Origin of the sequence: Mucilaginibacter sp. RCC_168, assembly GCF_041355315.1 — a bacterium.
Taxonomy (GTDB): domain Bacteria; phylum Bacteroidota; class Bacteroidia; order Sphingobacteriales; family Sphingobacteriaceae; genus Mucilaginibacter.
Map to the genome: position 1 here is coordinate 49,980 of NZ_JBFUPN010000018.1, position 25,044 is coordinate 75,023.

Below are 25,044 nucleotides of genomic sequence, written 5' to 3' on the forward strand. Positions count from 1 at the left end.
TCCTTAGTCCAAAATTATCTCAGTCTGTCTGCAGATTTTACCAGTTTTTCGTCGCGCTGGATACTTTTAGCAGCCAGTATCAGCAATACAATACTTAACGAGGTAAGGAATATGCCTATGCCCATGGTATGCGTATCAAGCTGTACGCTGCCTATTGCTTTTTTAACGGTTTGGGCCATCCAAAAACTATAACCAATTAGTACCAGTATGGCGCTATAGCAAATGGCTATTTGCTGTTTGCGGTTTTTGTATAAAAATATAATTACCAGGGGTAGCAGAGCTACTATGGCGGTTATTGCAGTAAGTGCTGTGAAAGATTCTGCGCTTTGCTGTGCGCCATTTACATCCTGAAATATGCCTGTAACCATAATGCTCACCGGTTTGCCGGAAACATAAACGTTATGAGCTAAAGGAAAAAAGAAAAGCGCGAACAGCACAAGACTCGCAAACAATAGGTAAATGCTTTGAATACGTTGCAGCATGATATTAAAATTATAAAGGCAAATATAAATGTTTTAATGGTTGCCTTATGGCATTTTATTGTGCTGTTAATTTTCTTTTTATGATAACTAATGCATTATATTTATAATTATTTTCTTAATTAATTGTTGAGATGGCCAAACCCCCTGTTAACAACCTATCGCCCCAGGATGTAAAATTTGATGATGCTCATTTGAAAAAGATATTTCTGGAGCATTTGAACAGTATTTATTGCGGCAAGCAACACCTGATACAGTTTTTTGATGAAATTGAAGGACTGGCAACATTGCAGTTTTTAAAGAACGCGATAAAGGAATGTTGTGATGATGCCCAGGATCAATTACAGCATTTGGATAGTATATTTAATTCCATTAATGAAGACCAGTCAAAAATTAGTGTTCTGGGTATGAAAGCCATGACGTTAGAGGCTTATATATCGGCCATTAAAGCGGGCAAAACTCCCATGGAACGCGATGTTTTTATTGTTTTTTATCTGCAATTAATAGAAGGCATTGAAGTAACTTATTTTAAAGTATTGCGTAATCTGGCTAAAGCTATAGGATATAGCAATACTTTTCTGGATAAGCCATTTAACCAGGCCTTGGAAGATAAGATCATGTTTGAATCTATTTACAAAGAGTACATCAGCGAGCCGGCTTCCTGATCAAGGTGGCTCATCAATACTTATGACCAAATAATGAACACCCTTCCCTGGCAATTAGTAACTTTGCCGCGTGACCGCTAAACAACGTTATTTTATTGAACTGGCTTATGATGGTACTCATTATCACGGCTGGCAGATACAGCAAAATGCTGTGAGTGTACAGAAGCTATTAAATAATGCCCTGGCTACTATTTTGCGTCAACCTATTGAAACTACCGGCTGTGGTCGCACGGATACGGGTGTACATGCCCGCGAGTTTTTTGCCCATTTTGATGTGGATGAAGATCATGGATCATGGACCGTAGATCATAGTAAAAAGATAGGAGGCAATGAACCATCAACCATAAACCATCAACTTCGCGGCCTCAATTCACTTCTTCCGCCTGATATCGCCATAAAAAATATCATCCCGGTTCATAACGATGCTCATGCACGTTTTGATGCTACGCAGCGGTCCTATCAGTATCATATCCATTTTCATAAAGATCCGTTTTTACATGGTTATTCCTGGATGGTTCGTGATGTGCCCGATATGGTGCTGATGAACCTGGCGGCTGCCATTATCATGGAGTATACCGATTTTAGCTGTTTCAGTAAGTCGAATACTCAGGTTAAAACCAATAATTGTAAAATAACCCGGGCCGAATGGGTAAAAACAGAGCAGGGCATTGTTTTCCATATTTCGGCTGATAGATTTTTGCGTAACATGGTGAGGGCTATTGTGGGCACCCTGATAATGGTGGGCAAGCACGAAATAGAGCCTGAAGCCGTTCGTGCCATTATTGAAAGTAAAAACCGCTCAAACGCCGGTACCAGCGTGCCAGCATGCGGCCTATATTTAACGGAGGTAAAATATCCGTTTTTAGTATCAAGTAGTTAGTATCAAGTATCACGATACTTTTATCTTATAACTACTATGTTGCAATCTTCAAACACTATTGATCTATTTTTTATTCGATATTTGCTAAGCTAAAGTCTTGATACTTGATACTAACTACTTGATACTATGTCTGAGGTAACCGGAAAAGCGCTTGATTGGAAATTGTTAAAACGGGTAATGCACTATGTAAAGCCGTATAACAGCACGTTTGTAATTTCGGCATTTTTAACCATTTTCCTGGCGGCTGGTGCATTGCTGCAACCCATCCTTATACAACGAACGTTAGATAAGGACATTTTGAATGATAATTACGATGGTTTACTTTTTATGGTAGGGTTGATGATAACCCAGCTCATTGTACTAACCATTGCCCAGTATTATCAAACCTATTTAACCAATGCCCTGGGGCAATCCGTTATCCGCGATTTGCGGATTGATATCTTTAACCATATTACCAGTTTGCGCCTTAAATATTTTGATCGTACGCCTATTGGTATGCTCATTACCCGTACGGTATCTGATCTGGAAACCATTGCCGATATTTTTTCGGAAGGGTTGATCTCGATCATGGGCGATATGCTGCTGGTATTCGCGGTGATCGGCTTTATGTTATATGAAGACTGGAAACTGGCCCTCATCACGCTGATCCCGATGCCATTTCTGTTCGCGTCGACCTATGTTTTTAAAGAAGCTATTAAATCATCATTCCAGGATGTGCGTACACAGGTAGCCCGGTTGAATACTTTTTTGGCGGAACATATTTCGGGTATCGGCATCATTCAACTGTTTGCCCGTGAAGACCAGGAGATGCGGAAGTTTAAGGAAGTTAACCTGAAATATCGCGACGCCAACATTCGCTCCAACTGGTATTACTCCATATTTTTCCCGGTGGTCGAAATTTTGTTTGCCATTTGTATGGGATTGCTGGTATGGTACGGCTGTAAAAGGATGTTATCTGATAGTCAACTGGCCGCTATTTCGGCAAGGCCGGGCGGTATTACTCCTGGTGTTATTACGGGCTTTATTGTATTGCTCAATATGTTGTTCAGGCCGATCCGTCAACTGGCCGATAAATTTAACACCCTGCAAATGGGTATGGTTGGTGCCGACAGGATATTTAAGGTATTGGATACCGATGAGGTTGCCATAGATACCGGCCAGATCAGTACCGGCAGATTAAAAGGCGACATCGAGTTTAGCAAAGTATGGTTTGCCTATAACGACGAGAACTGGGTTTTAAAGGACATCAATTTTCATATTAAGCCCGGCGAAACGTTGGCGTTGGTTGGTGCCACAGGTGCGGGTAAATCATCAACTATCAATATCCTGAATCGTTTTTACGAGATAGGGGCAGGCAGCGTAAAAGTTGACGGGCATGATATCCGCGATTACCAGGTAGAGTTTTTACGCTCGCAGATTGCTACTGTGATACAGGATGTGTTTTTATTTACCGATACCATTGCTAATAACATCAGTCTGAATAATCAATCCATTACCCGTGAGCAGATCATAGCTGCGGCAAAAGATGTTGGGGCGCATGAATTTATTGAACGCTTGCCTGGGGGATACGATTATAATGTAATGGAAAGAGGCTCTACGCTATCGGCAGGGCAATCGCAGCTGATCTCATTTATCAGAGCATTGGTATATAATCCTGCCATATTGGTTTTGGACGAGGCTACTTCATCCGTTGATACCGAAACTGAAATGCTGATCCAGAATGCCATCAATAAACTCATGCAAGGGCGTACAGCTATTGTGATAGCCCATCGCCTGTCTACCATACAAAACGCCGACCGTATTATAGTGCTCGATCATGGAGAGATCATGGAAAGTGGTACCCATCAGGAGCTTCTGAAAATTGAGAACGGCCACTACCGTAAGCTGTATGATCTGCAGTTTAATTCGGCGGGAATAGCGAGATGAGTTCTGAGTCTTAGGTCTTTAGTGTAAAGCCGACTTCGCTCTGTTTTACCCTATTCATAGAGTAGAGGGCTTAGCAAGCAACTTATGACTTAAAACCTTGAACTTAAGACCTGATTACGGTTGTACCTTGCCTTTTTCCATTCCCTTTTCCTTAGGTGGATTTTTTATCGGTTCAACAGGCTGTTCTTCTTTCTCGTGCTTTTTAGCAATGTTACCGCCATGTGGCTTATCGGCGTGATATCGCTTGTCTTCTTTGCGTACTTTGCTTTTACCGCCATTATCGTTCGGCCTTTTAGATGGTGTATCAGAAGGCGAAGGTTTGTTGGGTGAATTTGCTGGCTTTGTCATACTAAATGGAACAACAGGAGCAAGGTTTTTGTTTAATTTGTAAGTTGCAGACGTTAATAAATGTTAAAACTATGGGTATAACTGGTTAATAAACCATATTTATAACTAATAAACTTTTACCTTTAATGCAGGTTTGTTAATTTCGCACAAATACATAGATGTGAGATATGTGGTATGTGATGTTAGATGAGCTTCAAGAATTAGCTGTCTTTGTCTCATATCCTCATATCTCGTGTCTCAGATCTCACATATGGAAGAATTTGAAGCAAGCGCATCAGCAAAAAAAACAAAAACCATATACATATCAACCGTATTCGGTATTGCTATGGTATTGTTAATGATAGGGTTGTTAGGCCTGTTTTTGGTATATGCCAATAATATATCACGCTATGTAAAAGAAAATATAGTGTTGAACATTTTTGTTGATGATGCCGCGCATGAAACCGATGTACTACAGCTGCAAAAGCAACTGGAAAGTAATGTGATGGTAAAGCAAACCCAATATGTAAGTAAAGAACTGGCTGCGCGTAACCTGCAAAAAGACCTGGGCGAAGATTTTGTGAAATTTCTTGGTTATAACCCCCTGTCGCAATCTATCGACGTTTACCTGAAGGCAGATTATACTAACAATAAGGATATTGAAAAATTCAAAGCCGAGTTGTTGAAAAACCCGCTGATCAAAGAGGTTAAATACCAGCAATCCTTGGTCGACCAAATGAATCAGAATGTAACTTCCATCAGTTTAATCATCCTTATTTTTGCAGGTATATTTGTTGTATTATCCGTAGCGCTGATCAATAACACTATCCGTTTGGCTATTTATTCACAACGTTTCCTGATCAAATCCATGCAGTTGGTTGGAGCTACCAAAAGCTTTATCCGCAAGCCGTTTTTGCTGTATGGCATATGGCACGGCCTTTTGGGTGGATTGATCGCTATTATTTTACTGGTGGGTACACTGTATGTAGCTTATAGAAATATTCCAGACCTGGTTTTCCTCCAAAACTACACCGAATTTGGTATTGTATTTTTAGGAGTGATTGGTTTGGGCATCTTTATATCAGGCTTCAGTACGTTTTTGGCAGTTAATAAATTTTTACGTTTAAAAATATACGACCTGTATAGGTAATTCAAAATTAAAAAAGTCAAAACCATCAGGTCGCGAAAATTCACTAATTCAATAACTCACTAATTCAGTCATTAAAAAGATATGGCACAACCAGTTAAACCAGTTTCAACTGTAAAAACAACACAGGCAGCTAAGCCGGCATCAAAAGCAACAGGTACCGAACCGGTACAATTCATATTTGATAAAAGCAATTACAGATGGCTCATCATCAGCGTTGCTGTAGTAGCTTTTGGCTTTGTATTAATGGCGGGCACAACTGATATTTACAGTACTACCAAAATTGTAATAGCGCCCATTGTAGTATTAGCAGGATTTGCGCTTGGCTTTTTCGCTATATTAAAAAAGCCGGCAACCAATTAATTACCATAGCTGATCCAATCCTAATCTACCCCTAATGAACATCATTCACGTTATTGTCCTGGCTATAATTGAAGGGATAACAGAGTTTCTGCCCGTATCATCAACCGGACATATGATCATTGCGTCATCAGTAATGGGCATTGCTGCCGACCCTTTTGTTAAGCTTTTTACCATTGCTATACAGCTTGGCGCTATATTATCGGTAGTGGTTTTATACTACAAAAGATTTTTGCAGTCGGTTAATTTTTACATTAAGTTATTGGTGGCCTTTATACCCGCAGCCGTATTTGGGGTGTTGTTTAGCAAAAAGATTGATGCCCTGCTGGAGAGCGCGCTAACCGTGGGCATTACTTTATTTGCAGGCGGTATCATATTACTATTTGTTGATAAATGGTTCAACAAACCAACCGTAAAAGCCGAAAAAGATATCAGCTATTTGACAGCCCTTAAAATCGGTTTTTTTCAGTGTCTGGCCATGATTCCTGGTACTTCGCGCTCGGCAGCAACTATTGTTGGTGGGATGTCGCAAAAACTAACCCGTACCGCGGCAGCGGAGTTCTCTTTCTTTTTAGCCGTACCTACCATGTTTGCAGCAACCGCCAAAAAGCTGTATGATTTTCATAAAGAAGGCCACATATTTACCGGCGAAGAAATTAAACTGCTGGCTGTAGGTAATGTGATCGCGTTTATAGTAGCTATGCTGGCTATCAAAACATTTATTACTTTTTTAGAACGTAAGGGTTTTATGATATTTGGCTGGTACCGTATTGTTGTGGGCGCTGTTATTATCGGTTTAATTTTGAGCGGGCATCCTTTGCAGATATTGTAAAGTTATCTTTGTCTGAACCATGATCTATATGATTTGAGGATTATCATGATTTATCCTTCAATCCCTTTATCCTATAAATCATGGTTCAGAAACTGAAATCCACATTCAGACTATTTCCCTACCTTTGCCGCTTTAATAGCATTCATTGAAGAAAACATATACCCATATACAGGAATTTGCAGAAGGACAGCTACTGCTGGTTAATAAGCCATACAAATGGACAAGCTTTGATGTGGTGGGCAAGATCCGCAACGCGTTTAAGCCGCTTAAACTCAAAGTAGGCCACGCCGGTACACTCGATCCGCTGGCTACTGGTTTGTTGATCATCTGCACTGGCAAAATGACCAAGCAAATCGATACTTTCCAGGCCGAAGAAAAAGAATATACTGGTACCATGACATTGGGCGCCACCACGCCATCCTATGATATGGAAACCGAGCCCGACAATAAATTCGACATTAGCCAACTTACCGAAGAGCAGCTGCGTAATAACTGCAGGCAGTTTACCGGTGATATACAACAGTATCCGCCGGCACATTCGGCCATCAAAATTGACGGCGAGCGTCTGTACGAAAAAGCCCGCAGGGGCGAAGAGGTGGAACTGCGTTTGCGCAGTGTGACCATTAGCGAGTTTGAACTCACGCGTATTGAATTGCCCGAAGTTGATTTCAGGGTGGTGTGCAGCAAGGGAACGTATATCCGGTCACTGGTAAATGATTTTGGAGCTGCGCTCAATAACGGGGCTTATCTTTCCAAACTCAGGCGCACACGCAGTGGTAATTTCCAGGTAGCTGATGCCTGGGAAGTAATGGAATTGGTAACCATGATTAGGGAGTTAAAGACCAGCGGCGGCGCACCTGAAATATAACAACTGTTCTCGGGCTTGTCATTTCTGGCAGTCGTTCGGTTGGAAAGAGTAGTGTTTTTCCGATCATGCTCCCCTCTTGAGAGAGTAATAGCCCATCAAATGACAGGAGGGGTAGCCGCTACGGGGCACACCAAATTTTTACAATTATTTTCTACAAATATGTAGTCCCCACGGGACATAGAGCAACAATTTAAGCTACAAATGTGGCTGTATTTCATGTCCCGTAGGGACTACATATTTGTAGAAATAGAACCAAAAGGTTTTTTGCCCCATTAGGGGCTACACCTCTTGAATTAGTATAGATGCTGTCTTTTCATGGGCTATTCCCCTTGAGAGGGGGTGCGTGGGGCTGCGTAGTAGCAGGGGTGTGTTCATGAAGTAGAAGAACACACCCCTATACCCCTCTCAAGAGTAATTGCCCATGAGTAGACATAACGGACAAATAATATCAAAAAGGGGCTGTCACCCTGAGCTCCGTCGAAGGGTCGAGCGCAGAGGCCTGCCCACCATGCTTCGACGGAGCTCAGGGTGACAGCCCCTTTTTTGAATAAATGTCTAATGATGGGCAATTACTCTCTCAAGAGGGGAATCGCACAGCCCTCCGCTTTTGAACTTCCCAACAGGAGCCGAGCGACTGCAAGGGGGGCAACCCAACAATTACATCCGAACGTCAAAATAATTGACTTTTATAGTCTTAACGGTCAAAAAATTAACTTTGTGTTTTTACGCATATCATGAGGGTTTACAATCATATTGACGAATTTACAGCGGTAAAAAACGCGGTGGTAACCATTGGTACTTTTGATGGGGTACACATCGGTCACCGTAAAATTATATCGGGGATAAAGGAAATAGCGGATAGCATAGGCGGCGAAACGGTGATCCTGACCTTCTTCCCCCATCCGCGTATGATACTGCACCCGGAGGATGAAAGCCTGAAACTGATCACCACTATTACCGAGAAAGCGCAACTGATGGAAGATCTGGGCGTCGACCATTTGATCATCACCCCGTTTTCAAGAGATTTTTCGAACCAAACCGCCGAGAGTTATATCCGGGATGTGCTGGTGAATAAAATAGGCACTAAAAAAATTGTGATTGGTTATGATCACCGCTTCGGGAAAGACCGCCAGGGTGGCTTCGAAGATCTGCAACGACTTGGTCCCGTTTATGGTTTTGATGTGGTTGAAATACCCGAGCAGGACATTAACGAAGTAGCGATCAGCTCTACCCGCATCCGTAACGCCTTATTGAATGGGGAGATAGACCTGGCCAATTCTTTCTTGGGGTATCCATTCTTTATCACCGGCACCGTGATCCGCGGCGACCAGATCGGCAGGCAATTGGGTTATCCTACAGCTAATATCGTGGTAGAAGAAAAATATAAGCTCATCCCGACCGATGGTATTTTTGCCGTAACGGTAACCGTTGCAGGCAATACGTATAAAGGCATGGCTTATATTGGCAGCCGGCCAACGGTTAATGGCCTTACGCGGAACATCGAGGTGAATATTTTTGATTTCGACCAGGAGATCTATAACCAGGCTATCCGCATGGAGTTTCACCATTATGTGCGTGGCGACGTTAAATTTGCCTCCCTTGATGAACTTAAAGTGCAGTTGGCAAGGGATAAGGAAGATGTGTTGAGGTTGCTATAACTGAGCATATTTAATAGACTCACCCTGTCATCGCTACGCTCGACATCCCTCTCTTCAGCTTCGCTGAAAAGAGGGATATTTAAAAACAAGTCCTCCTATCCCTCTTTCCGCCAAAGGCGAAGAGAGGGTGACCAAGTGCAGCGACGGTCGGGTGAGTCGACTCTTGAACTTGGTAATGCCTTCTTCACTCAAAACTCATAACTAACTTCCCAGGTTTTCAACTAAAATTGTACCTTTACCTGTCAATATGGCTCTGTCAGTTGCCTTGGCGCAATTGTTGAGTTTATGTGTTCATATCAAAATAATATGTTAGATTTTATCAGTAAGCTTTTTGGAAGCAAATCAGAACGGGATGTAAAAGCGATACAGCCTATAGTTGAAAAAATTAAGGCTGAATTTGCAAAACTCGGAAACATCAGCAATGATGAGCTTAGAGCTAAAACCATAAATTTTAAAGAAACCATTGCCCAGGGGCTTTCCGGCATTGATAGCGAGATTCAAGCTATTAAAGACCGTACCGAGAATGAGCTGGATATGGATGTAAGCGAAAAAGTGGAGCTTTATACCCAGTTGGATAAGCTGGAAAAAGACCGCAATAAAGAGCTGGAAGATATATTGTTAAATATATTGCCCGAAGCATTCGCGGTTGTTAAAGAAACTGCCCGCCGCTTTGCCGGTAATAAAACCATTGAAGTTACTGCCACCCAGTTTGATCGTGAGCTTGCCGCACGCAAGAACAACGTGATTATTAAAGGCGACCAGGCTATACACCATAATACCTGGCTTGCTGCCGGTAATGAGGTTACCTGGGATATGGTACACTATGATGTACAGCTTATTGGTGGTATTGTATTGCACCAGGGTAAAATATCAGAAATGGCCACAGGTGAGGGTAAAACACTGGTAGCCACGCTGCCTGCTTATCTGAACGCGCTGGCCGGTCAGGGTGTGCACATCGTAACGGTGAATGATTACCTGGCCCGTCGTGACAGCGAGTGGATGGGGCCTTTGTATGAATTCCACGGTTTATCGGTTGATTGTATTGATAAACATGAGCCAAATTCTGAGGAACGCCGTTTAGCTTATCTGGCTGATATTACTTTTGGTACCAACAACGAGTTTGGTTTTGACTACCTGCGTGACAATATGACACGTAGCCCGGAAGAACTGGTACAACGCAAACTGCACTATGCCATGGTGGATGAGGTCGATTCAGTATTAATTGACGATGCCCGTACACCTTTAATTATATCTGGCCCCATTCCTCGCGGTGATGAGCATGAGTTTTATGAGTTAAAACCACGTATTGAGCGTTTGGTTAATGCGCAGAAAGCTTATGTGAATGGTGTATTGAACGAAGCTAAAAAAGCCATTAATGAAGGTAATACGGATGTTGAAGGGGGAGGTTTAGCTCTATTGCGTGCCTTTAGAGGTTTGCCAAAAAGCAAGGCTTTAATTAAGTTTTTGAGTGAAGGCGGTAACCGGACGATTTTGCAGAAAGTAGAAAATCACTACATGCAGGATCAGGGTAAGGATATGCCAAAAGTTGACGCGGAGCTTTACTTTGTGATCGACGAAAAAAATAACCAGGTGGAACTGGCCGAAAAAGGTATCGAATTGATCACCTCATCGGGCGAAGATCCTCACTTTTTTGTGATGCCTGACGTAGGTACCGAAATTGCCGAGATCGAAAAATCGAGCCTGAGCGCCGAAGAAAAAATTGCCCGTAAGGATGAGCTGATGCGTGATTTCTCTATCAAATCTGAACGTATCCACTCGGTAAACCAATTGTTGAAAGCTTATACTTTATTTGAAAAAGATACAGAGTATATCCTTGACGAAGGCAAGGTGAAAATTGTGGATGAGCAAACCGGTCGTGTGTTAGACGGCCGCCGTTACTCTGATGGTTTGCACCAGGCTATCGAGGCAAAAGAGAATGTTAAGGTAGAGGACGCGACACAAACATTTGCTACTATTACCCTGCAAAACTATTTCCGTATGTACCACAAATTGTGCGGTATGACGGGTACTGCCGTTACCGAAGCAGGTGAGTTTTGGGAAATATACAAACTGGACGTGGTAGAGATACCAACCAATACGCCGGCAAGTCGTGAAGATAGGCAGGATCTGGTTTACCGTACCGTTCGTGAAAAATATAATGCGGTTGCCGATGAGATCGTGAAACTGACAGAGGCCGGTCGTCCGGTGCTGGTAGGTACAACATCGGTTGAAATTTCTGAATTGCTGAGCCGTATGCTGAAACTGCGCGGTATTAAACATAATGTACTGAACGCCAAGATGCACCAGAAAGAGGCCGATATTGTGGCCGAAGCCGGTAAAACAGGCACCGTTACCATTGCTACCAACATGGCTGGTCGTGGTACGGATATAAAATTAGGTCCCGGTGTTAAGGATGCGGGTGGTTTGGCCATTGTAGGTACAGAGCGCCATGAGTCGCGCCGGGTAGACAGGCAGCTACGTGGTCGTGCCGGTCGTCAGGGTGACCCAGGTTCGTCTCAGTTCTTCGTATCGTTAGAGGATAACCTGATGCGTTTATTCGGGTCAGAGCGGATCTCGAACCTGATGGTACGTATGGGTATTGAAGAGGGCGAAGTAATACAGCACTCGATGATCTCCAAATCTATTGAGCGTGCACAGAAAAAGGTAGAGGAAAACAACTTTGGTATTCGTAAGCGTTTGCTGGAGTACGATGATGTGATGAACTCACAGCGTACGGTGATCTACACCAAACGTAAAAATGCCTTGTTTGGCGAACGTTTGGACGTTGATTTGAGCAACACCATATTTGATGTTGTTGAAGATATTGTGACCGAATACAAAGAAGCAAACAATTACGAAGGCTTTACGCTGGAAGTGATCCGTTTGTTCTCAGTTGATATTGAGCTGGACATTGATGAGTTCGCGTCTAAAAATATCACTGCCCTTACCGACAGGACTTTCCAAACGGTAATGGACTTTTACAAACGTAAACAAGAAGCGGTGGCACAACAAGCTTACCCGGTATTGAAAGATGTATTTGATACCCGCGGCCAGTATGTGGAAAATATAGTGGTTCCGTTTAGCGATGGTATCCACGGCATCCAGGTTTCTGTGCCATTGAAAAAAGCGGTAGAGAACCATGGGGTAGAGGTGTTTAAATCGTTTGAAAAGAACGTAACCCTGTACCTGATTGATGATGCCTGGAAAGAGCATTTGCGCGAAATGGACGAGTTAAAACAATCTGTACAGAACGCGGTTTATGAGCAAAAGGATCCACTGTTGGTTTACAAGTTTGAAGCTTTTGAACTATTCAGAGGGATGCTGGCCAATGTGAATAAAGAGATCGTGAGCTTTCTGTTCAGGGGCGGTATACCGGTTCAGCAGCAAGCTGATGAGGTAAGGGAAGCCAGACCAGAGCCAAAGCTTGATCTGCGCAAAATGAAAACCACCAAAGCCGAGCTGGTTAGCGAAAGCAATGGCATACCAATGGATGATTTCCGCGAGCAGCAGAAAGCCACCCCGGTTAGGGTTGAAAACAAGATCGGCCGTAACGACCCTTGTCCATGCGGAAGCGGCAAAAAATATAAAAACTGCCACGGCGTAGGGCAGAATTAAGAATATACAGTACGTCATTGCGAGGAACGAAGCAAGAGCCCCCTCTAAATCTCCCCCAAAGGGGGAGACTTCAAAAACGTGTTTTAAAGTCCTCTCCTTTGAAGAGGGTTGGGTGAGGCTCTTGCTTCGTACCTCGCAATGACGGTTTTAATAGAGCAAACCAATGAAAAAAGCAGTATTTGATCATCAAGCTAAACCAGCCTTTATCAAATACTGCATTTTTTTTGTTCTGATCATAGCATCAACCCATGCTTTTGCACAGCAAACACGCGGCAGGGTTGAAGTTGTCAGGGATCCCCTTGTGGATACGCTGATAGCCAAACGTTATGAAATGAGCAATGCCGCCGGCGTTCCTGCCGCCTTTTCATCTTACGGTTACCGGGTGCAGATCTTCAGCGGCTCAAACCGCAAGGATGCTTATAATGCCCAGGCCAGGCTGCAAAGCGAATACCCGGAGCTGCGCACCTACATTATATATAACGAACCCAATTTTAAAGTTCGTGCCGGCGATTTCAGGACTCGCCTGGAAGCGCAGAAGCTGATGCAGGAATTGCGGGCTTCCTTCTCGAGCCTGTTCATCATCTCAGAAAAAATAAATCTACCCAAAACGGATACCAATGATTAAAGAACAAATACAGGAATTATCCCACAAAATATTTAACGATGTAGTGGCCAATCGCCGGCACTTGCATACCAATCCTGAGCTGTCATTTCACGAACAAAAAACATCTGCTTTTGTAGCCGGCAAGTTAGATGAGCTGGGTTTAACTTACGAAAAAATGGCTGATACCGGCTTGGTTGCTTTAATCAAAGGCGATTTGCCATCTGATAAGGTAGTAGCCCTTCGTGCCGATATGGACGCGTTGCCGATTACCGAGGCTAATGATGTGCCCTACAAATCGCAAAACGTTGGCGTAATGCATGCCTGCGGTCATGATGCGCATACTTCGTCGTTATTAGGCACTGCTCGTATATTAACCGAACTAAAAAGTCAGTTCGCCGGTACAGTAAAGCTGATATTTCAACCCGCCGAAGAGAAGCTGCCTGGTGGAGCCAGCCTCATGATCAAAGAGGGTGTGCTGGAAAATCCAAAACCGCAGGCCGTATTAGGGCAGCATGTAATGCCATTGATCGATGCGGGTAAAGTGGGTTTCCGCGCAGGCAAATATATGGCATCAACCGATGAGCTTTATGTTACCGTAAAAGGTAAAGGAGGGCACGGAGCGCAGCCGCAACAAAACATCGACCCGGTAATTATTACCGCTCATATATTAACGGCATTGCAACAGGTAGTAAGCCGTTTTGCCGATCCTAAAAGTCCGTCGGTATTGTCATTTGGTAAGGTGATTGCCAATGGCGCCACCAACGTGATCCCGAATGAGGTTTACCTGGAAGGAACTTTTCGCACCATGGACGAAAAATGGCGCGAAGAGGCCCATAAACGCATGAAAAAGATGGCCGAAGGTATTGCCGAAAGCATGGGTGGTAGCTGCGATTTTAACATTATGCGTGGTTACCCCTTTCTGATCAACGAAGAAGTGTTAACCGCCGCGACCCGTGGTCATGCGGAAGATTACCTGGGTAAAGAAAACGTGCTTGATCTGGACATCTGGATGGCTGCCGAAGATTTTGCCTATTATTCGCAGGTAGCCGACAGCTGTTTTTACCGTTTGGGTACCCGTAATGAAAGCCGTGGCATTACCTCATCGGTGCATACACCAACCTTTGATGTGGAAGAGGACGCCTTTAAGATCAGCACAGGCCTGATGGCTTATCTGGCTATTAAGCAATTAGGAAATTAATCAAAAGAGACGTCAATAAAGCCATGTCATTGCGAGAGGAGGAACGACGAAGCAAGAGCCTCACCCCAACCCTCTCCAAAGGAGAGGGCTTTAAAATACTTTTTGAAGTCGCCCCCTTTGGGGGAGATTTAGAGGGGGCTCTTGCCACGCTGCGCTCGCAATGACATGGTATAACAATTATGGCCAAATAACATCAATACCTTGATGAAAAAAACAATCATAGCGCTGGTATTAATCATTACCTCGAGTTCTTCTTTCGCGCAGCAGATCAAGCGTTTTAATCCCGATACTATACGTACTATTGTTATCGACTCGCTGGTTGATATCAAATCGCACAAATTAAACGCGCAGGATTTTATTGATGCCGTACTGGCCGATACCAGTTTTTATAAGGCTTTTCAAAATATGAAGCGTTACGGTTTTACCGCCGAGAACCGCATTTTTACCTACGATAAAAAGAACAAGGTAGATGGTAAGATCTACCGAAAGATCATTCACAGCAACGCGGCCGGGAAGCACCGGATAGAATATGTGGCCAAAACAGATAGTGGCAACATGTTTAAAAAGAACGGCAAATACCAGCTATATACCGTAGAGATGTTCGATTATATTTTCATGAACGCCTATAACTCTGATTTTACCAAGGGTGATGCCCTGCCGGGTTCGGGAGGAAAAAATGAATCGTATAAGGACAAGCTCAAGACGCTTATTTTTACACCGGGACGGAGGGTAAAAGGGATCCCTTTCATCAGCAGTAAAACCGAGATTTTTGCGGGCGATATGCGCGGTTATTATTACTATGAATTTGCGCGGGGTAAGTACCTGGATACTATCCCGGTTTACCGTTTCAGGGTGCGGTGCAAGCCAAGCACCTCAGATGGGGATACCATGATTAAGGAAATGACCACCATATTTGATGAGCGTACCTTTCAGATCCTGGGCCGCTATATCGACATGAAATTCAGCAATATGTTTGTTGATTTTAATGTGCAGATGAATATCGAACTGAATAGTTTCGAGGGAGAGTTATTGCCGACCAAAATAACCTACCAGGGCAACTGGAATATCCCATTCCATAAAGAAGAACGTGCCAGTTTTTTAATTGTGCATAAGGATTATAAAAAGGAATAAAACAAAGCAGGCTCCGTTTTCAGGAGCCTGCTTTGTTTTTATAAACTATTGATCCACTTCACCAATTCGTCGCGTGATTTGCCGGTTTTTTGCTGAAGTTTTCCCAGTAGTTCATCGTCCTTTCCTTCTTCGTGTACCAGGTCGTCATCTGTCAGATCGCCGTAGGCTTGTTTTATTTTTCCTTTTAACTCGTTCCAACCACCCTTTAATTCTAATTTGTCCATGATGTTTTTATTTAGATGTATTTTAATAACAACAGGAAATGGATTTAGGTTTTTAACAATATCAAAACCGTGGGTTGTGGGTTGCCATATGGAACTGCTCATTGCCTGTTTAGACACAGGCGAGGAGAGAACAGGATCATCATTATCCTTTCCTTAATTATTAGTTCTAAACATCTTTAATCTTATTAAAATGTCTTATTTTTAAGATAAATCATAAATTAAGCATAGCTATGACATCCAGGCTATTCACCAAAAACAAACGCGTTATACTATATGGTGCTGCGCTGGCTGTACTTTTGTTTTTATTGAAATGGCTCGAGTTTCATTTTATTATTATCAATAATGCTTATGAGGTTTACATAGGCGCCATAGCCCTGTTCTTTACTTTGCTTGGTATCTGGCTTGCTCTGAAACTGACTAAGCCCAAAGTACAAACCATAGTTGTTGAAAAACCGGTTTATATCAATGATGTGTCTGGTTTTTCACCTAATCTGCGTGAACTGGAACGCCTTAACCTGAGCCGGCGTGAACTGGAAGTATTGGAGCTGATGGCCGAAGGCTTAAGTAACCAGGAAATCTCGGCGCGTTTGTTCGTATCGCTCAATACCATTAAAACGCATTCATCAAACCTGTTTGATAAAATGGAAGTAAAGCGCCGCACGCAGGCTATTGAAATGGCTAAAAGATTGTGTATTATACCGTAATAAAGCCCATACTTTGGTATGAAATGATACTACATTTTTCAAAATCACCCGAAAGTATGACCAAAATGAGTTCGTGATCGCCCAAATTTGTTCTCGTTAACCATTAAAATAAACATCATGAAAAAAAATGTACTTGTTTTTGGAGCAATCGCGGGAATCATCACAGCAGGATGGATGATGGTTGCAGTTGTTGGGCACTACAATAATCCAAATTTTGAAGGCAGCATGTGGATGGGCTACGCGTCCATGATCGTAGCCTTTTCCTTTATTTTTGTCGCGGTAAAAAATTTCAGAGATAAGTATAACAATGGCACTATCTCCTTTGGGAAGGCTTTAAAAATGGGGCTTTATATTGTGCTGATAGGCTCAACCATATATGTGCTCACCTGGTTGGTTGCATATTATTGTTTTATGCCCGATTTTATGGATAAATACGTGGCTCATGTTATTGACAAAGCAAAAGCCGGTGGTGCCAGCCAAGCCGAGATAGCCCGACAAAAACAACAAATGGCGGGCTATGTCAGTATGTATAAAAATCCGTTGGGGGTAATTGTACTCACCTATATAGAGATTTTACCCGTAGGTCTGGTTATCGCTTTAATAGCCGCAGTGATCTTAAAGCGCAAACCTGCTACCGAGGTGGGGATACATACTGTTTAATAATTTTAAGTCTTTTTGCGATGGCTTTGTTTTGGGAGGGGGGCATATAATGCGTCTCTACAAAAACAAATCTTTAATGGTTGGCCTTCCAGGTTTTTAATTCCTCGGCTATAAAATGTTTTACCAGGTCGGCGTACATTTTTTCTATCGCGTCTGGGCAAAGTCCTTCGGCTTGAGCCCATGACCTTCTTTCTGCAAGCATGGCTTTAAACCGTTCGGGAGAGGCAACATCGGTAGGGTTTCTTTTGAATTTTGCTGCCGCCTGCACATATTTGAACCGCCGGCCTATCAATGCGATCACCAGCCGGTCTATGGCGTCAATTTCCCGCCGTATATCGGTCATATCCTGGCATTCGTCAGGTTGGTTGTTGGTGATATTCATTTTTCTGTTTATTGCGGCTTAGTCTCATTATAATAAAACTTCTCTTTTTTCACCAGGCCGTTCTCCCATTGCTGTACCGAAATTTCGGTTCTATACATCAGTTTTTGATCTTCCCGGTTGGTAATGGTCATTTCATATTCGCTAAAAACCACCTGGTTCACCTCATCAATGGCTTGTTTGGTTATTACCAATGCCAAACCAAATTTGTCCAGCAGAAATTTTTCTCGGGCTATGCAATTTTGTTTCCCGGTGGTAGCGGCAGCTTCGTTTTCCTGAAGCGCCACCTCATCGCTATAAAATAACTCCATGGCTTTTATGGTCTGATCGGTAGTAATAAGCCGGTTAAAAGCCTCAACTTTATCTTTTAGTTTGCTCATGATTTATAAAGCTAAATCCTCTTCCTCCACTATCTGGTAACGCGGTTCATGCAGTATCGGGAAATTGCAGGAGTTGGCAATAAAACACATTTTATTAGCCTCCTTGTGCAGTTCATTGGCTTTGTCAATCATCGCTCCATCGGTAATGGTAATCACCGGCCTTAACAAGATCACCGTAAAACAACCGCTTCCGTTTGTGTTTTCAAGCATTACACCCTCGGCGTTGTCTTCATAAGCGGTTACCACAATACCTGCTGTAGTGCACAAATGCAGATACCACAGCATGTGGCAGGAAGAAACCGCGGCAACCAGCAGATCCTCGGGACTGTGCTTTGATCTGTCGCCGCGAAAATCCGGGTCTGATGAACCTAAGATGCACTCTTTACCATCAATGTTGATCTCATGGCATCGTTCATAAGCCCGGTAATCTTTTGTTCCGCAACCTGTATTACCGGTCCAGGTTACGGTTGTTTGATAATGATGATTTTTCATTAGATAATTTGTTTTTTAATGGCAATGAAGCTATCATGAGCCGATTATTCATTCCGGTGTGAGCGGTAGCTCATGATGGTTTCATAGATGTAATATAAAGTAGGGTTAGCAGGTCTCAAACCCGTTTCCTGCTATTGTTTTTTAATTAAATTGTATCCGTTAACCAGCATGTAAAAGCCATAAGCAGAAGTGGCCATAGCCACCCCAATACCCATAATAGTTAAAGTAAGTGCCTGTGTATAATAGTGACCGGCCATCATGATGATGGCACTTATAGCAGCAAGGCAGGTCCAGGTGGCCAAATAATAGTCAAATTTTCTGTTGAACACCTTTGCCATAGGGTAAAAGTGCAAACCAACAATCAGGGCGATGGCGGGTAAAGTAAACTCCCGGTACCCTAATATAAGCAATATCACCGAAACAATGGGTATGGCTGTCCCTTCAATACCAAAAATGATCCCGAACCGGGTAGTCATCATTTTACCTTTAGCAGCATCGCTGTCGCTGGTAAATTTGGGGAATCTTTGCGCAGTTATTAACACCGTGATGCCGTATATCACAAATATGACACTGAAAATAGAAAAAAGGATCAACACGGCATAGTGGTCGTGCTGTTGCAGGCCACCCTGTGCTATACCCGCCCACATCATGGTAAAAAGCGCCATAAGTAATAACCCTCCGCCAATACTGCGGACCGCTATTCTTGGTAAAATTTGTGGTTCTTTTGTCATAACCTTAAGTTTATTACGCAGGATAATTGCCAGGTGATACAATAAACAAACTATCCGTTCTTTACAAAACTACAGGTGTTTTATTGTAATAAATTGTATAAAAACGACGGCTGAGCGATGGCGACCGTTATTATACGGGATAGTTTTACTCTGCAGTTTTTATATGGCTCAGGTTTTGAATTTTACCTTCACCGAACGACCAGTTTTCTTTGCCGCCATTTTCTACCAGGGTAATGATCACATCGTTGATCAGCACTGGGGTTTGGGCTGCTATTTTACCGGCAATGGAGGCATATAGTTTTTCTTTTTGCTGATAAGTGCGGCCTGAGCCTGCCGTTATCTGCACGTACACCATATTGCCGCTGTGTGTTATACCAAGATAGCTTTTTGGATAGTATAGTTGCGGGGCCTCCAGTTCTTCAATAACATGAAAATAATCATCCGGGGGCACATTAAATTCAGCCATTAATGATTCATGTACCGCCCTGGATATTTTATCCCTGGCATCAGCAGCCAATGTTTTCAACAAGCTTATTCGTACAAAAGGCATAAAACTAAATTATGGATAAATATTATACTAACTTAGTTTAGATAAATTTTTTAGCATTTTGTTACTTCTTAATGACAAAAACTTATTGATTTAACACGGTAATTATCATGGTTATTATTTACCTGTGGCAATGTAGTGGTACGTCTATTTTGCTTGTTTAAACGTATAAATTTTATCGATAATCCTGGTTCTGGTCAATAGAACCCGGGATATACCTTGATGGTTTTGGCCTGCTTTTCATCATGTCCAAAAATGGGAAATGCGTTATACTCAGCGGCGATGGTTTGTATCTTTTTTAATGAAGCGGCTGCCAGTTCCGGATCGGCGGCGGCATAAGGAACGTTATTTCTGAAGTTAGCCTCTGTTAAGGCCGTATCAATACAAAGTAGCACATAACCGGAACTTACCGTATTGATCAGTACTGACTGATGACCAGGTGAGTGGCCCGGCGTTGATATCAACCGGATGTTATCGCAAAGCTGATAATCGCCATCAATTACCTGGTAGTTCATATTCTTAATGCGACATGCCGGTGGTGAATAATTTTCATCATCTAAAATGGCCAGCTCGTTTTGCTGTACCAAAATGGGTGTCCGCGTCTTAACGAAATAAGGGTTCCCACCAGAATGGTCGCTGTGAAAATGTGTAGCTATTACCAGTTTGATGTCTTCCGGTTGCAAATCGGCACGTTTAAGCAGATTGGGGAGGCGGTGTTCCTCCTCCATATACATATACAGGGCTCCATCAAGCGGGGTGCCCTTGTAAAAATCGGGATTGTTCAGGAAAACTTCGGCAAAGCCTGTATCTATCAAAATTGGTCCATCGCTGGTATCCAGTAAATAAATACAAAGCGGCGAATGGATCATCTGAGGGTTATCGGCCCCCAGATCGGTATTGAAGAAAAATTCCTTAAGTATCCCATGGCCTGCCGGGATAATGTATAATTTATTACTACAAGATCTTTGCTAAGCATATGGTTAATGTAATTTTCAAAATAATATCTGCCAAAGCCAGTATGATGGCGAATACTCACCCGGTCGTTGCTTCGCTCGACCACCCTCTCAACCGCAAGCGGTAAAGAGGGTCTGGAAAAGCTTTTTACCATCTTTGCGACTCGTCGCAGAGAGGGTGGTCGAGCGAAGCGTAGACCGGTGAGTCGACTATGAAAGCGATGAGTCTGCGGAATTTATTTTGACAAGTTTTTTTAATTAATATGTTTAAAATTTAAGCAGCACTTTTCCTTCTTTTTTTGCTTCAACGGCGGTTTTGATGGCCTCCTGGTAATTATCAAGCGGAAAGCTTGCGGCAACTTCCATTTTAAATTCAGGATCACCAATAATAGTTACCAGCGAATTTATAATACCGGCCTTTTGTTCGGCAGTTTTACTCTCCAGGTATGCCCTGATGCCAAATCCGTTGATGGAGATATTTTTATATAGCACATCGGCACTGTAAAGCTGTATCGGATCGGGGCTTAAGCGGCTGTAAATGATTAACCGTCCGCCGGATTGCAAGCATTTTAAAACATCGCTGCCGGTTTGGCCGCCAACCGCGTCCAAAGCCACACGAGCGCCTTTGCCTTCAGTTATTTGCTGAACATATTCAATCAAGTTATCTTTATTTACATTGATCACATGGGCGCCATAGGATGTTAGGGTAGCTGTGTTTTTATCATCCCTTACAGTAGCTATCACCTTAATGCCACGTATTTTGGCTATTTGTATAATCAGTTTTGATACGACAGAATTACCCGCGGTAATCAATAGCCAGTCGCCGGCCTTCAGATCGGCCCTCTCCAGTAAACCCCAGGCGGTAATCGGGTTCAGCGCAAACTGACTCGCTTTATCTACCGGAAAATCATTAGGCAACACCAGTACATCATCCTTTGACAGTGCCACATATTCGGCCCATGCATTCCTGCTGAAAAAGGATACCAGGGTGCCGACCGGCAGATTGACACCTGGGCCTGTACTTTCAATAATGCCGGCCCCTTCCAGTCCCGCTATTTGCGGTAACTCGGGCTTAATCCGGTAACTACCCCCGATGAAGAAAAAATCTGAAGGGTTTATAGGGCTGCCCAGTAGTTTTACAATTACCTGATTTGCCTGGGGTGTGGGTTTATCAAACTGTTTTAATAACAGCACGCTTTGAGGATCACCCATTTTTTCAAAATAGAGAGCTTTCATTACAGGTTAGTCAGTTTTAAAGAGGCTTCGTTATAACGGCCGCCGGTATCGGGGTATTTTAATAGCAGGTCGCTTATTTCCTGCAAATCGGCGGCGGATAATTTTACATCAACAGCTCCGGCATTTTCCTGCAGGTATTTGCGTTTTTTGGTACCAGGAATAGGTATAATATCATCGCCTTGAGCCAATACCCAGGCTAAAGCCAATTGCGCCGGGGTAGCGTTTTTTTGTTGGGCAATCTCGGCAAAGGCATAAGCCAGTTTTTGATTATTATCCCAGTTATCATCACTAAAGCGGGGCAGCAGCCTGCGGAAATCATCAGCAGCTAATTCGTCCTTGCTTACTGTATTGGTGACCAGGCCACGGGCCAGCGGACTGTAAGGTACCAGTGAAATATTCAATTCGCGCAGGGTAGACAGGATATCACCTTCCACATCGCGGCTCAGTAAAGAGTATTCGCTTTGGAGGGCGGCTATCGGGTGAACAGCGTGTGCTTTACGGATGCTGGCGGCGGATGCTTCTGACAAGCCCAGGTAACGCACTTTCCCTGCTTTAACCAGCTCGGCCATAGCGCCAACCATTTCCTCAACGGGCACGTTAGGATCAATGCGGTGGGCGTAGTAAAGGTCGATGGTATCGATGCCTAAACGTTTCAGGCTACCCTCTACCGCGTTTTTGATATGCGCGGGAGATCCGTCGAAATAAATATTTGAATTTCCGCTGCCGGCGTAGGGCGCATCAGGATCACGATACCGAAAACCGAATTTAGTAGCGATGAATACTTTGTCGCGGTTGGTTTTCAATACTTTTGATATCAGCTCTTCGTTTTTACCAGCGGCGTACATATCGGCGGTATCCCAAAAGTTAATACCCAGGTCGAGCGCCAGGTTAAGGGTAGCTATTGATTCTTCATTATCCACAGGGCCATAGGCAAAGCTCATGCCCATGCAACCCAGGCCAATAGCCGATAGTTTCTCATTGGTGTTTCCTAAATTTCTGTATTCCATAGTGTTTCTGTTTTGATAGTACAAATATATAGTACGCACGGATCGTGCCGTTTATACTTATCAAACCAAAACCTATAAAATTCAAACAATTGGAAAAGGATGTCATGCTGCCCGTCGAAGCATGGTGGGCGGGCCTCTGCGCTCTACCCTTCGACGGAGCTACCCATGACGTGTTTAGTAAATTGGGTAAAGACTTACGAAGTTTTTGAAACTTTGTAAGTCTGGCATCAGCGCCAGATCCGTCATTTCACCTTCAGAATCCAGCGGATTTTATAACTCAGGGTGACACCCCCTGTTTTATTCTACTACCTTTGGCAGGGTGAGGCTTTCAAACAATTAAACGCGGTAGGCTTTTGGATTGAGCGCGGTTTGTTTTTTAAAGAAGTTATTAAAATAGGCCGGGTATTCAAAGCCCAGGCTATAGGCAATGTCGGACACGTTCCAGTCGGTGTACCGCAGCAAGGCCTTGGCTTCTTTTGCAATACGTTCGGCAATATGCGTGCTGGTAGTTTTGCCGGTGATCTCTTTCACGGCCCGGTTAAGGTGGTTTACATGTACTGATAAACGATTGGCATAATCGGCAGCGGTGCGCAGTTTTAACGCGTAATTGGGCGAATCAATAGGGAACTGGCGCTCCAGCAACTCCATAAATAAATTGGCTATGCGCGATGAAGCGTTACTGTGTTTAAAAAAAGTGTCTGCGGGTTTTAACTTAAGCGCCTCGTGCACAATAAGGTTTACATAATTACGCAGCAGATCGTACTTATATATGTAGTCGCTATCGATCTCATCCAGCATTTTACCAAATATATCGCTGATGATCTTCGCCTGTTCATCATTAACAAAATAGACCGGGCTGCCACCCACCTTAAACAAAGGCGAATCAATAAAACTTTCGCTGCGGTTGTTGCTGCTGATAAAATCCTCGGTAAAGAGACAAAAATAACCGGTTTGTTCAACAGGGGCAGCTTCCCAGGAATAGGGTATGGTTGGGTTCGAAAACACCAGGGCGCATTTATCAAAGGTGATACCCTTATCGGCATAATACAAAGTGCCGCCGCCAATGCTCAGCGATATCTTATAAAAATCGCGACGATGGTAACTGGTGAGGTTATGACAGATCTCGCCACGTGGGTGCACATTAAAGTGCCCGGCACCACGTTGGTTATCGCCCGGAAGTTTCATCTTCATGGCAGGATGACCTTCATAAAATTCTTCGATTGTTTCAGTAGGCTGCATGATCAAAGTTATGAAATTCAAATAACCGGGAAGATGACCGAAATGAATATGCGGTCATCACCATAAATCTTTACATTAAGATTGCAGCTTGGCTAACCGCTCTTTGGCCCGTTGAGGCAAGCCCGTGTTGCCGCTTTGCTTATCGTAGTTCAATTGAAGATGAGTGATGAGCCAAACGCCGTTTTGCTTTTCCAGTTTGGTATGGTACGATCCGGAAACTGTCCATACGTCATCATCCAAAAAATGGTCGGCCTTGCCCACATAATCCGCATCGGCCTGGTTGCCGTGCAGTTTTACTCTGAACTCCGAGATCTGATGATGGGTGGAATCAAAACCCGGCATAAAATGCGACCAGAGATCTGTAATTTCCTGAGGCGTTTGTACAGAAGGTTCACCGCCCACCATTGAAGTATAGTCGTACAAAACAGTTTCCGCCATTACGTTGTGCACTGATTGCCAGTCACGGGCATCAACGCTATTGAACAAATTTGTAATTGCTTGTATTATTTTATTGCCTTCCATACCCCTTTAGATGTTAAAATATTGAATTTGTTTCAAACTTAAACCTAATAAATTAATAATTTATCAATATCGGCCGTACATCATTCCAGGTATCTGGTTTGAGTTAGCTGATCGTTAATAGTTTGTAGTTTTTCGGTAATAGTTGCTCGCCCGGCACGTTGCTTTTTAACTCTTCGTGGAATTAGATAGAAATAAGCGAAAGCCATCCATGCGAATAAACAAATATACGCAACACTTCTCCAAATAACACCCATTTTTATAACCGGCTCAATCATAAATA

The 25,044-nt window shown here is 43.2% G+C and carries 27 protein-coding genes; 14 read left to right on the forward strand and 13 right to left on the reverse strand.

Annotated elements, in window-relative coordinates:
• Window positions 1–14 precede the first annotated feature (14 nt).
• The gene (locus AB6735_RS17675; RefSeq protein WP_370997131.1) at window positions 15–482 is read right to left on the reverse strand and encodes a DUF4293 domain-containing protein; all 468 of its coding nucleotides are present in this window, start codon (window positions 480–482) and stop codon (window positions 15–17) included.
• A 131-nt stretch (window positions 483–613) separates the two neighbouring features.
• On the opposite strand from AB6735_RS17675, the gene AB6735_RS17680 reads away from it, so the two are divergent.
• From AB6735_RS17680 to AB6735_RS17690, 3 genes are all read left to right on the forward strand, one after another.
• Window positions 614–1,144: a DUF892 family protein gene (locus AB6735_RS17680; RefSeq protein ID WP_370997132.1), complete on the forward strand. Its 531-nt coding sequence runs from the start codon at window positions 614–616 to the stop codon at window positions 1,142–1,144.
• A gap of 70 nt (window positions 1,145–1,214) precedes the next feature.
• Window positions 1,215–2,024, forward strand: coding sequence for a tRNA pseudouridine(38-40) synthase TruA (gene truA, locus AB6735_RS17685; RefSeq protein ID WP_370997133.1), 810 nt, complete (start codon window positions 1,215–1,217; stop codon window positions 2,022–2,024).
• Window positions 2,025–2,150: 126 nt separating this feature from the next.
• The gene (locus AB6735_RS17690) at window positions 2,151–3,950 is read left to right on the forward strand and encodes an ABC transporter ATP-binding protein (protein WP_370997134.1); all 1,800 of its coding nucleotides are present in this window, start codon (window positions 2,151–2,153) and stop codon (window positions 3,948–3,950) included.
• Window positions 3,951–4,064: 114 nt separating this feature from the next.
• On the opposite strand, the gene AB6735_RS17695 is transcribed toward AB6735_RS17690, so the two are convergent.
• The gene (locus tag AB6735_RS17695) at window positions 4,065–4,298 is read right to left on the reverse strand and encodes a hypothetical protein (protein WP_370997135.1); all 234 of its coding nucleotides are present in this window, start codon (window positions 4,296–4,298) and stop codon (window positions 4,065–4,067) included.
• A 250-nt stretch (window positions 4,299–4,548) separates the two neighbouring features.
• Here AB6735_RS17695 and AB6735_RS17700 point away from each other — a divergent pair, with 250 nt between their 5' ends.
• From AB6735_RS17700 to AB6735_RS17740, 9 genes are all read left to right on the forward strand, one after another.
• Window positions 4,549–5,427, forward strand: a complete 879-nt coding sequence (locus AB6735_RS17700; RefSeq protein WP_370997136.1) for a cell division protein FtsX — start codon at window positions 4,549–4,551, stop codon at window positions 5,425–5,427.
• An 81-nt stretch (window positions 5,428–5,508) separates the two neighbouring features.
• Window positions 5,509–5,787, forward strand: a complete 279-nt coding sequence (locus tag AB6735_RS17705) for a DUF3098 domain-containing protein (RefSeq protein WP_370997137.1) — start codon at window positions 5,509–5,511, stop codon at window positions 5,785–5,787.
• Between the two features lie 34 nt (window positions 5,788–5,821).
• Window positions 5,822–6,616: an undecaprenyl-diphosphate phosphatase gene (locus AB6735_RS17710; protein ID WP_370997138.1), complete on the forward strand. Its 795-nt coding sequence runs from the start codon at window positions 5,822–5,824 to the stop codon at window positions 6,614–6,616.
• Window positions 6,617–6,761: 145 nt separating this feature from the next.
• Window positions 6,762–7,484 carry a tRNA pseudouridine(55) synthase TruB gene (truB, locus tag AB6735_RS17715; protein WP_370997139.1) on the forward strand — a complete coding sequence of 241 codons (723 nt, stop codon included), beginning with the start codon at window positions 6,762–6,764 and terminating at the stop codon, window positions 7,482–7,484.
• A gap of 734 nt (window positions 7,485–8,218) precedes the next feature.
• Entirely contained in the window at window positions 8,219–9,142 is a 924-nt protein-coding gene (locus tag AB6735_RS17720) for a bifunctional riboflavin kinase/FAD synthetase (RefSeq protein ID WP_370997140.1), read from the forward strand.
• A 306-nt stretch (window positions 9,143–9,448) separates the two neighbouring features.
• The gene (gene secA, locus AB6735_RS17725) at window positions 9,449–12,757 is read left to right on the forward strand and encodes a preprotein translocase subunit SecA (protein WP_370997141.1); all 3,309 of its coding nucleotides are present in this window, start codon (window positions 9,449–9,451) and stop codon (window positions 12,755–12,757) included.
• A 163-nt stretch (window positions 12,758–12,920) separates the two neighbouring features.
• Window positions 12,921–13,382, forward strand: coding sequence for an SPOR domain-containing protein (locus tag AB6735_RS17730; RefSeq protein ID WP_370997142.1), 462 nt, complete (start codon window positions 12,921–12,923; stop codon window positions 13,380–13,382).
• Complete coding sequence (locus tag AB6735_RS17735) at window positions 13,375–14,559, forward strand: M20 family metallopeptidase (protein WP_370997143.1); 1,185 nt, start codon at window positions 13,375–13,377, stop codon at window positions 14,557–14,559. Before AB6735_RS17730 ends, AB6735_RS17735 begins: the two co-directional genes overlap by 8 nt.
• Before the next feature lie 204 nt (window positions 14,560–14,763).
• A complete protein-coding gene (locus tag AB6735_RS17740) occupies window positions 14,764–15,690 on the forward strand; it encodes a hypothetical protein (protein WP_370997144.1) in 927 nt (308 codons plus the stop codon).
• Window positions 15,691–15,728: 38 nt separating this feature from the next.
• Here the strand turns inward: AB6735_RS17740 and AB6735_RS17745 are convergent, their stop codons facing one another.
• Window positions 15,729–15,914 carry a CsbD family protein gene (locus AB6735_RS17745; RefSeq protein WP_370997145.1) on the reverse strand — a complete coding sequence of 62 codons (186 nt, stop codon included), beginning with the start codon at window positions 15,912–15,914 and terminating at the stop codon, window positions 15,729–15,731.
• A gap of 230 nt (window positions 15,915–16,144) precedes the next feature.
• Between AB6735_RS17745 and AB6735_RS17750 the strand changes: the two genes are divergently transcribed.
• Window positions 16,145–16,618: a response regulator transcription factor gene (locus AB6735_RS17750; RefSeq protein ID WP_370997146.1), complete on the forward strand. Its 474-nt coding sequence runs from the start codon at window positions 16,145–16,147 to the stop codon at window positions 16,616–16,618.
• A 117-nt stretch (window positions 16,619–16,735) separates the two neighbouring features.
• The gene (locus AB6735_RS17755; RefSeq protein ID WP_370997147.1) at window positions 16,736–17,278 is read left to right on the forward strand and encodes a DUF4199 domain-containing protein; all 543 of its coding nucleotides are present in this window, start codon (window positions 16,736–16,738) and stop codon (window positions 17,276–17,278) included.
• 73 nt (window positions 17,279–17,351) lie between these two features.
• On the opposite strand, the gene AB6735_RS17760 is transcribed toward AB6735_RS17755, so the two are convergent.
• From AB6735_RS17760 to AB6735_RS17805, 10 genes are all read right to left on the reverse strand, one after another.
• Entirely contained in the window at window positions 17,352–17,660 is a 309-nt protein-coding gene (locus AB6735_RS17760; RefSeq protein ID WP_370997148.1) for an isochorismate lyase, read from the reverse strand.
• A gap of 8 nt (window positions 17,661–17,668) precedes the next feature.
• Window positions 17,669–18,037, reverse strand: a complete 369-nt coding sequence (locus AB6735_RS17765; RefSeq protein ID WP_370997149.1) for a hypothetical protein — start codon at window positions 18,035–18,037, stop codon at window positions 17,669–17,671.
• A 3-nt stretch (window positions 18,038–18,040) separates the two neighbouring features.
• Complete coding sequence (locus AB6735_RS17770; RefSeq protein WP_370997150.1) at window positions 18,041–18,529, reverse strand: OsmC family protein; 489 nt, start codon at window positions 18,527–18,529, stop codon at window positions 18,041–18,043.
• 131 nt (window positions 18,530–18,660) lie between these two features.
• Complete coding sequence (locus tag AB6735_RS17775) at window positions 18,661–19,260, reverse strand: hypothetical protein (protein WP_370997151.1); 600 nt, start codon at window positions 19,258–19,260, stop codon at window positions 18,661–18,663.
• Window positions 19,261–19,405: 145 nt separating this feature from the next.
• A complete protein-coding gene (locus tag AB6735_RS17780; protein WP_370997152.1) occupies window positions 19,406–19,810 on the reverse strand; it encodes a tautomerase family protein in 405 nt (134 codons plus the stop codon).
• A 194-nt stretch (window positions 19,811–20,004) separates the two neighbouring features.
• Complete coding sequence (locus tag AB6735_RS17785) at window positions 20,005–20,676, reverse strand: N-acyl homoserine lactonase family protein (protein WP_370997153.1); 672 nt, start codon at window positions 20,674–20,676, stop codon at window positions 20,005–20,007.
• A gap of 351 nt (window positions 20,677–21,027) precedes the next feature.
• Complete coding sequence (locus tag AB6735_RS17790; protein WP_370997154.1) at window positions 21,028–21,996, reverse strand: zinc-dependent alcohol dehydrogenase family protein; 969 nt, start codon at window positions 21,994–21,996, stop codon at window positions 21,028–21,030.
• Window positions 21,996–23,003 carry an aldo/keto reductase gene (locus tag AB6735_RS17795; protein ID WP_370997155.1) on the reverse strand — a complete coding sequence of 336 codons (1,008 nt, stop codon included), beginning with the start codon at window positions 23,001–23,003 and terminating at the stop codon, window positions 21,996–21,998. Before AB6735_RS17795 ends, AB6735_RS17790 begins: the two co-directional genes overlap by 1 nt.
• Window positions 23,004–23,339: 336 nt before the next feature.
• A complete protein-coding gene (locus tag AB6735_RS17800) occupies window positions 23,340–24,242 on the reverse strand; it encodes a helix-turn-helix domain-containing protein (protein WP_370997156.1) in 903 nt (300 codons plus the stop codon).
• 75 nt (window positions 24,243–24,317) lie between these two features.
• Complete coding sequence (locus AB6735_RS17805) at window positions 24,318–24,764, reverse strand: nuclear transport factor 2 family protein (RefSeq protein ID WP_370997157.1); 447 nt, start codon at window positions 24,762–24,764, stop codon at window positions 24,318–24,320.
• Between the last annotated feature and the right edge of the window lie 280 nt (window positions 24,765–25,044).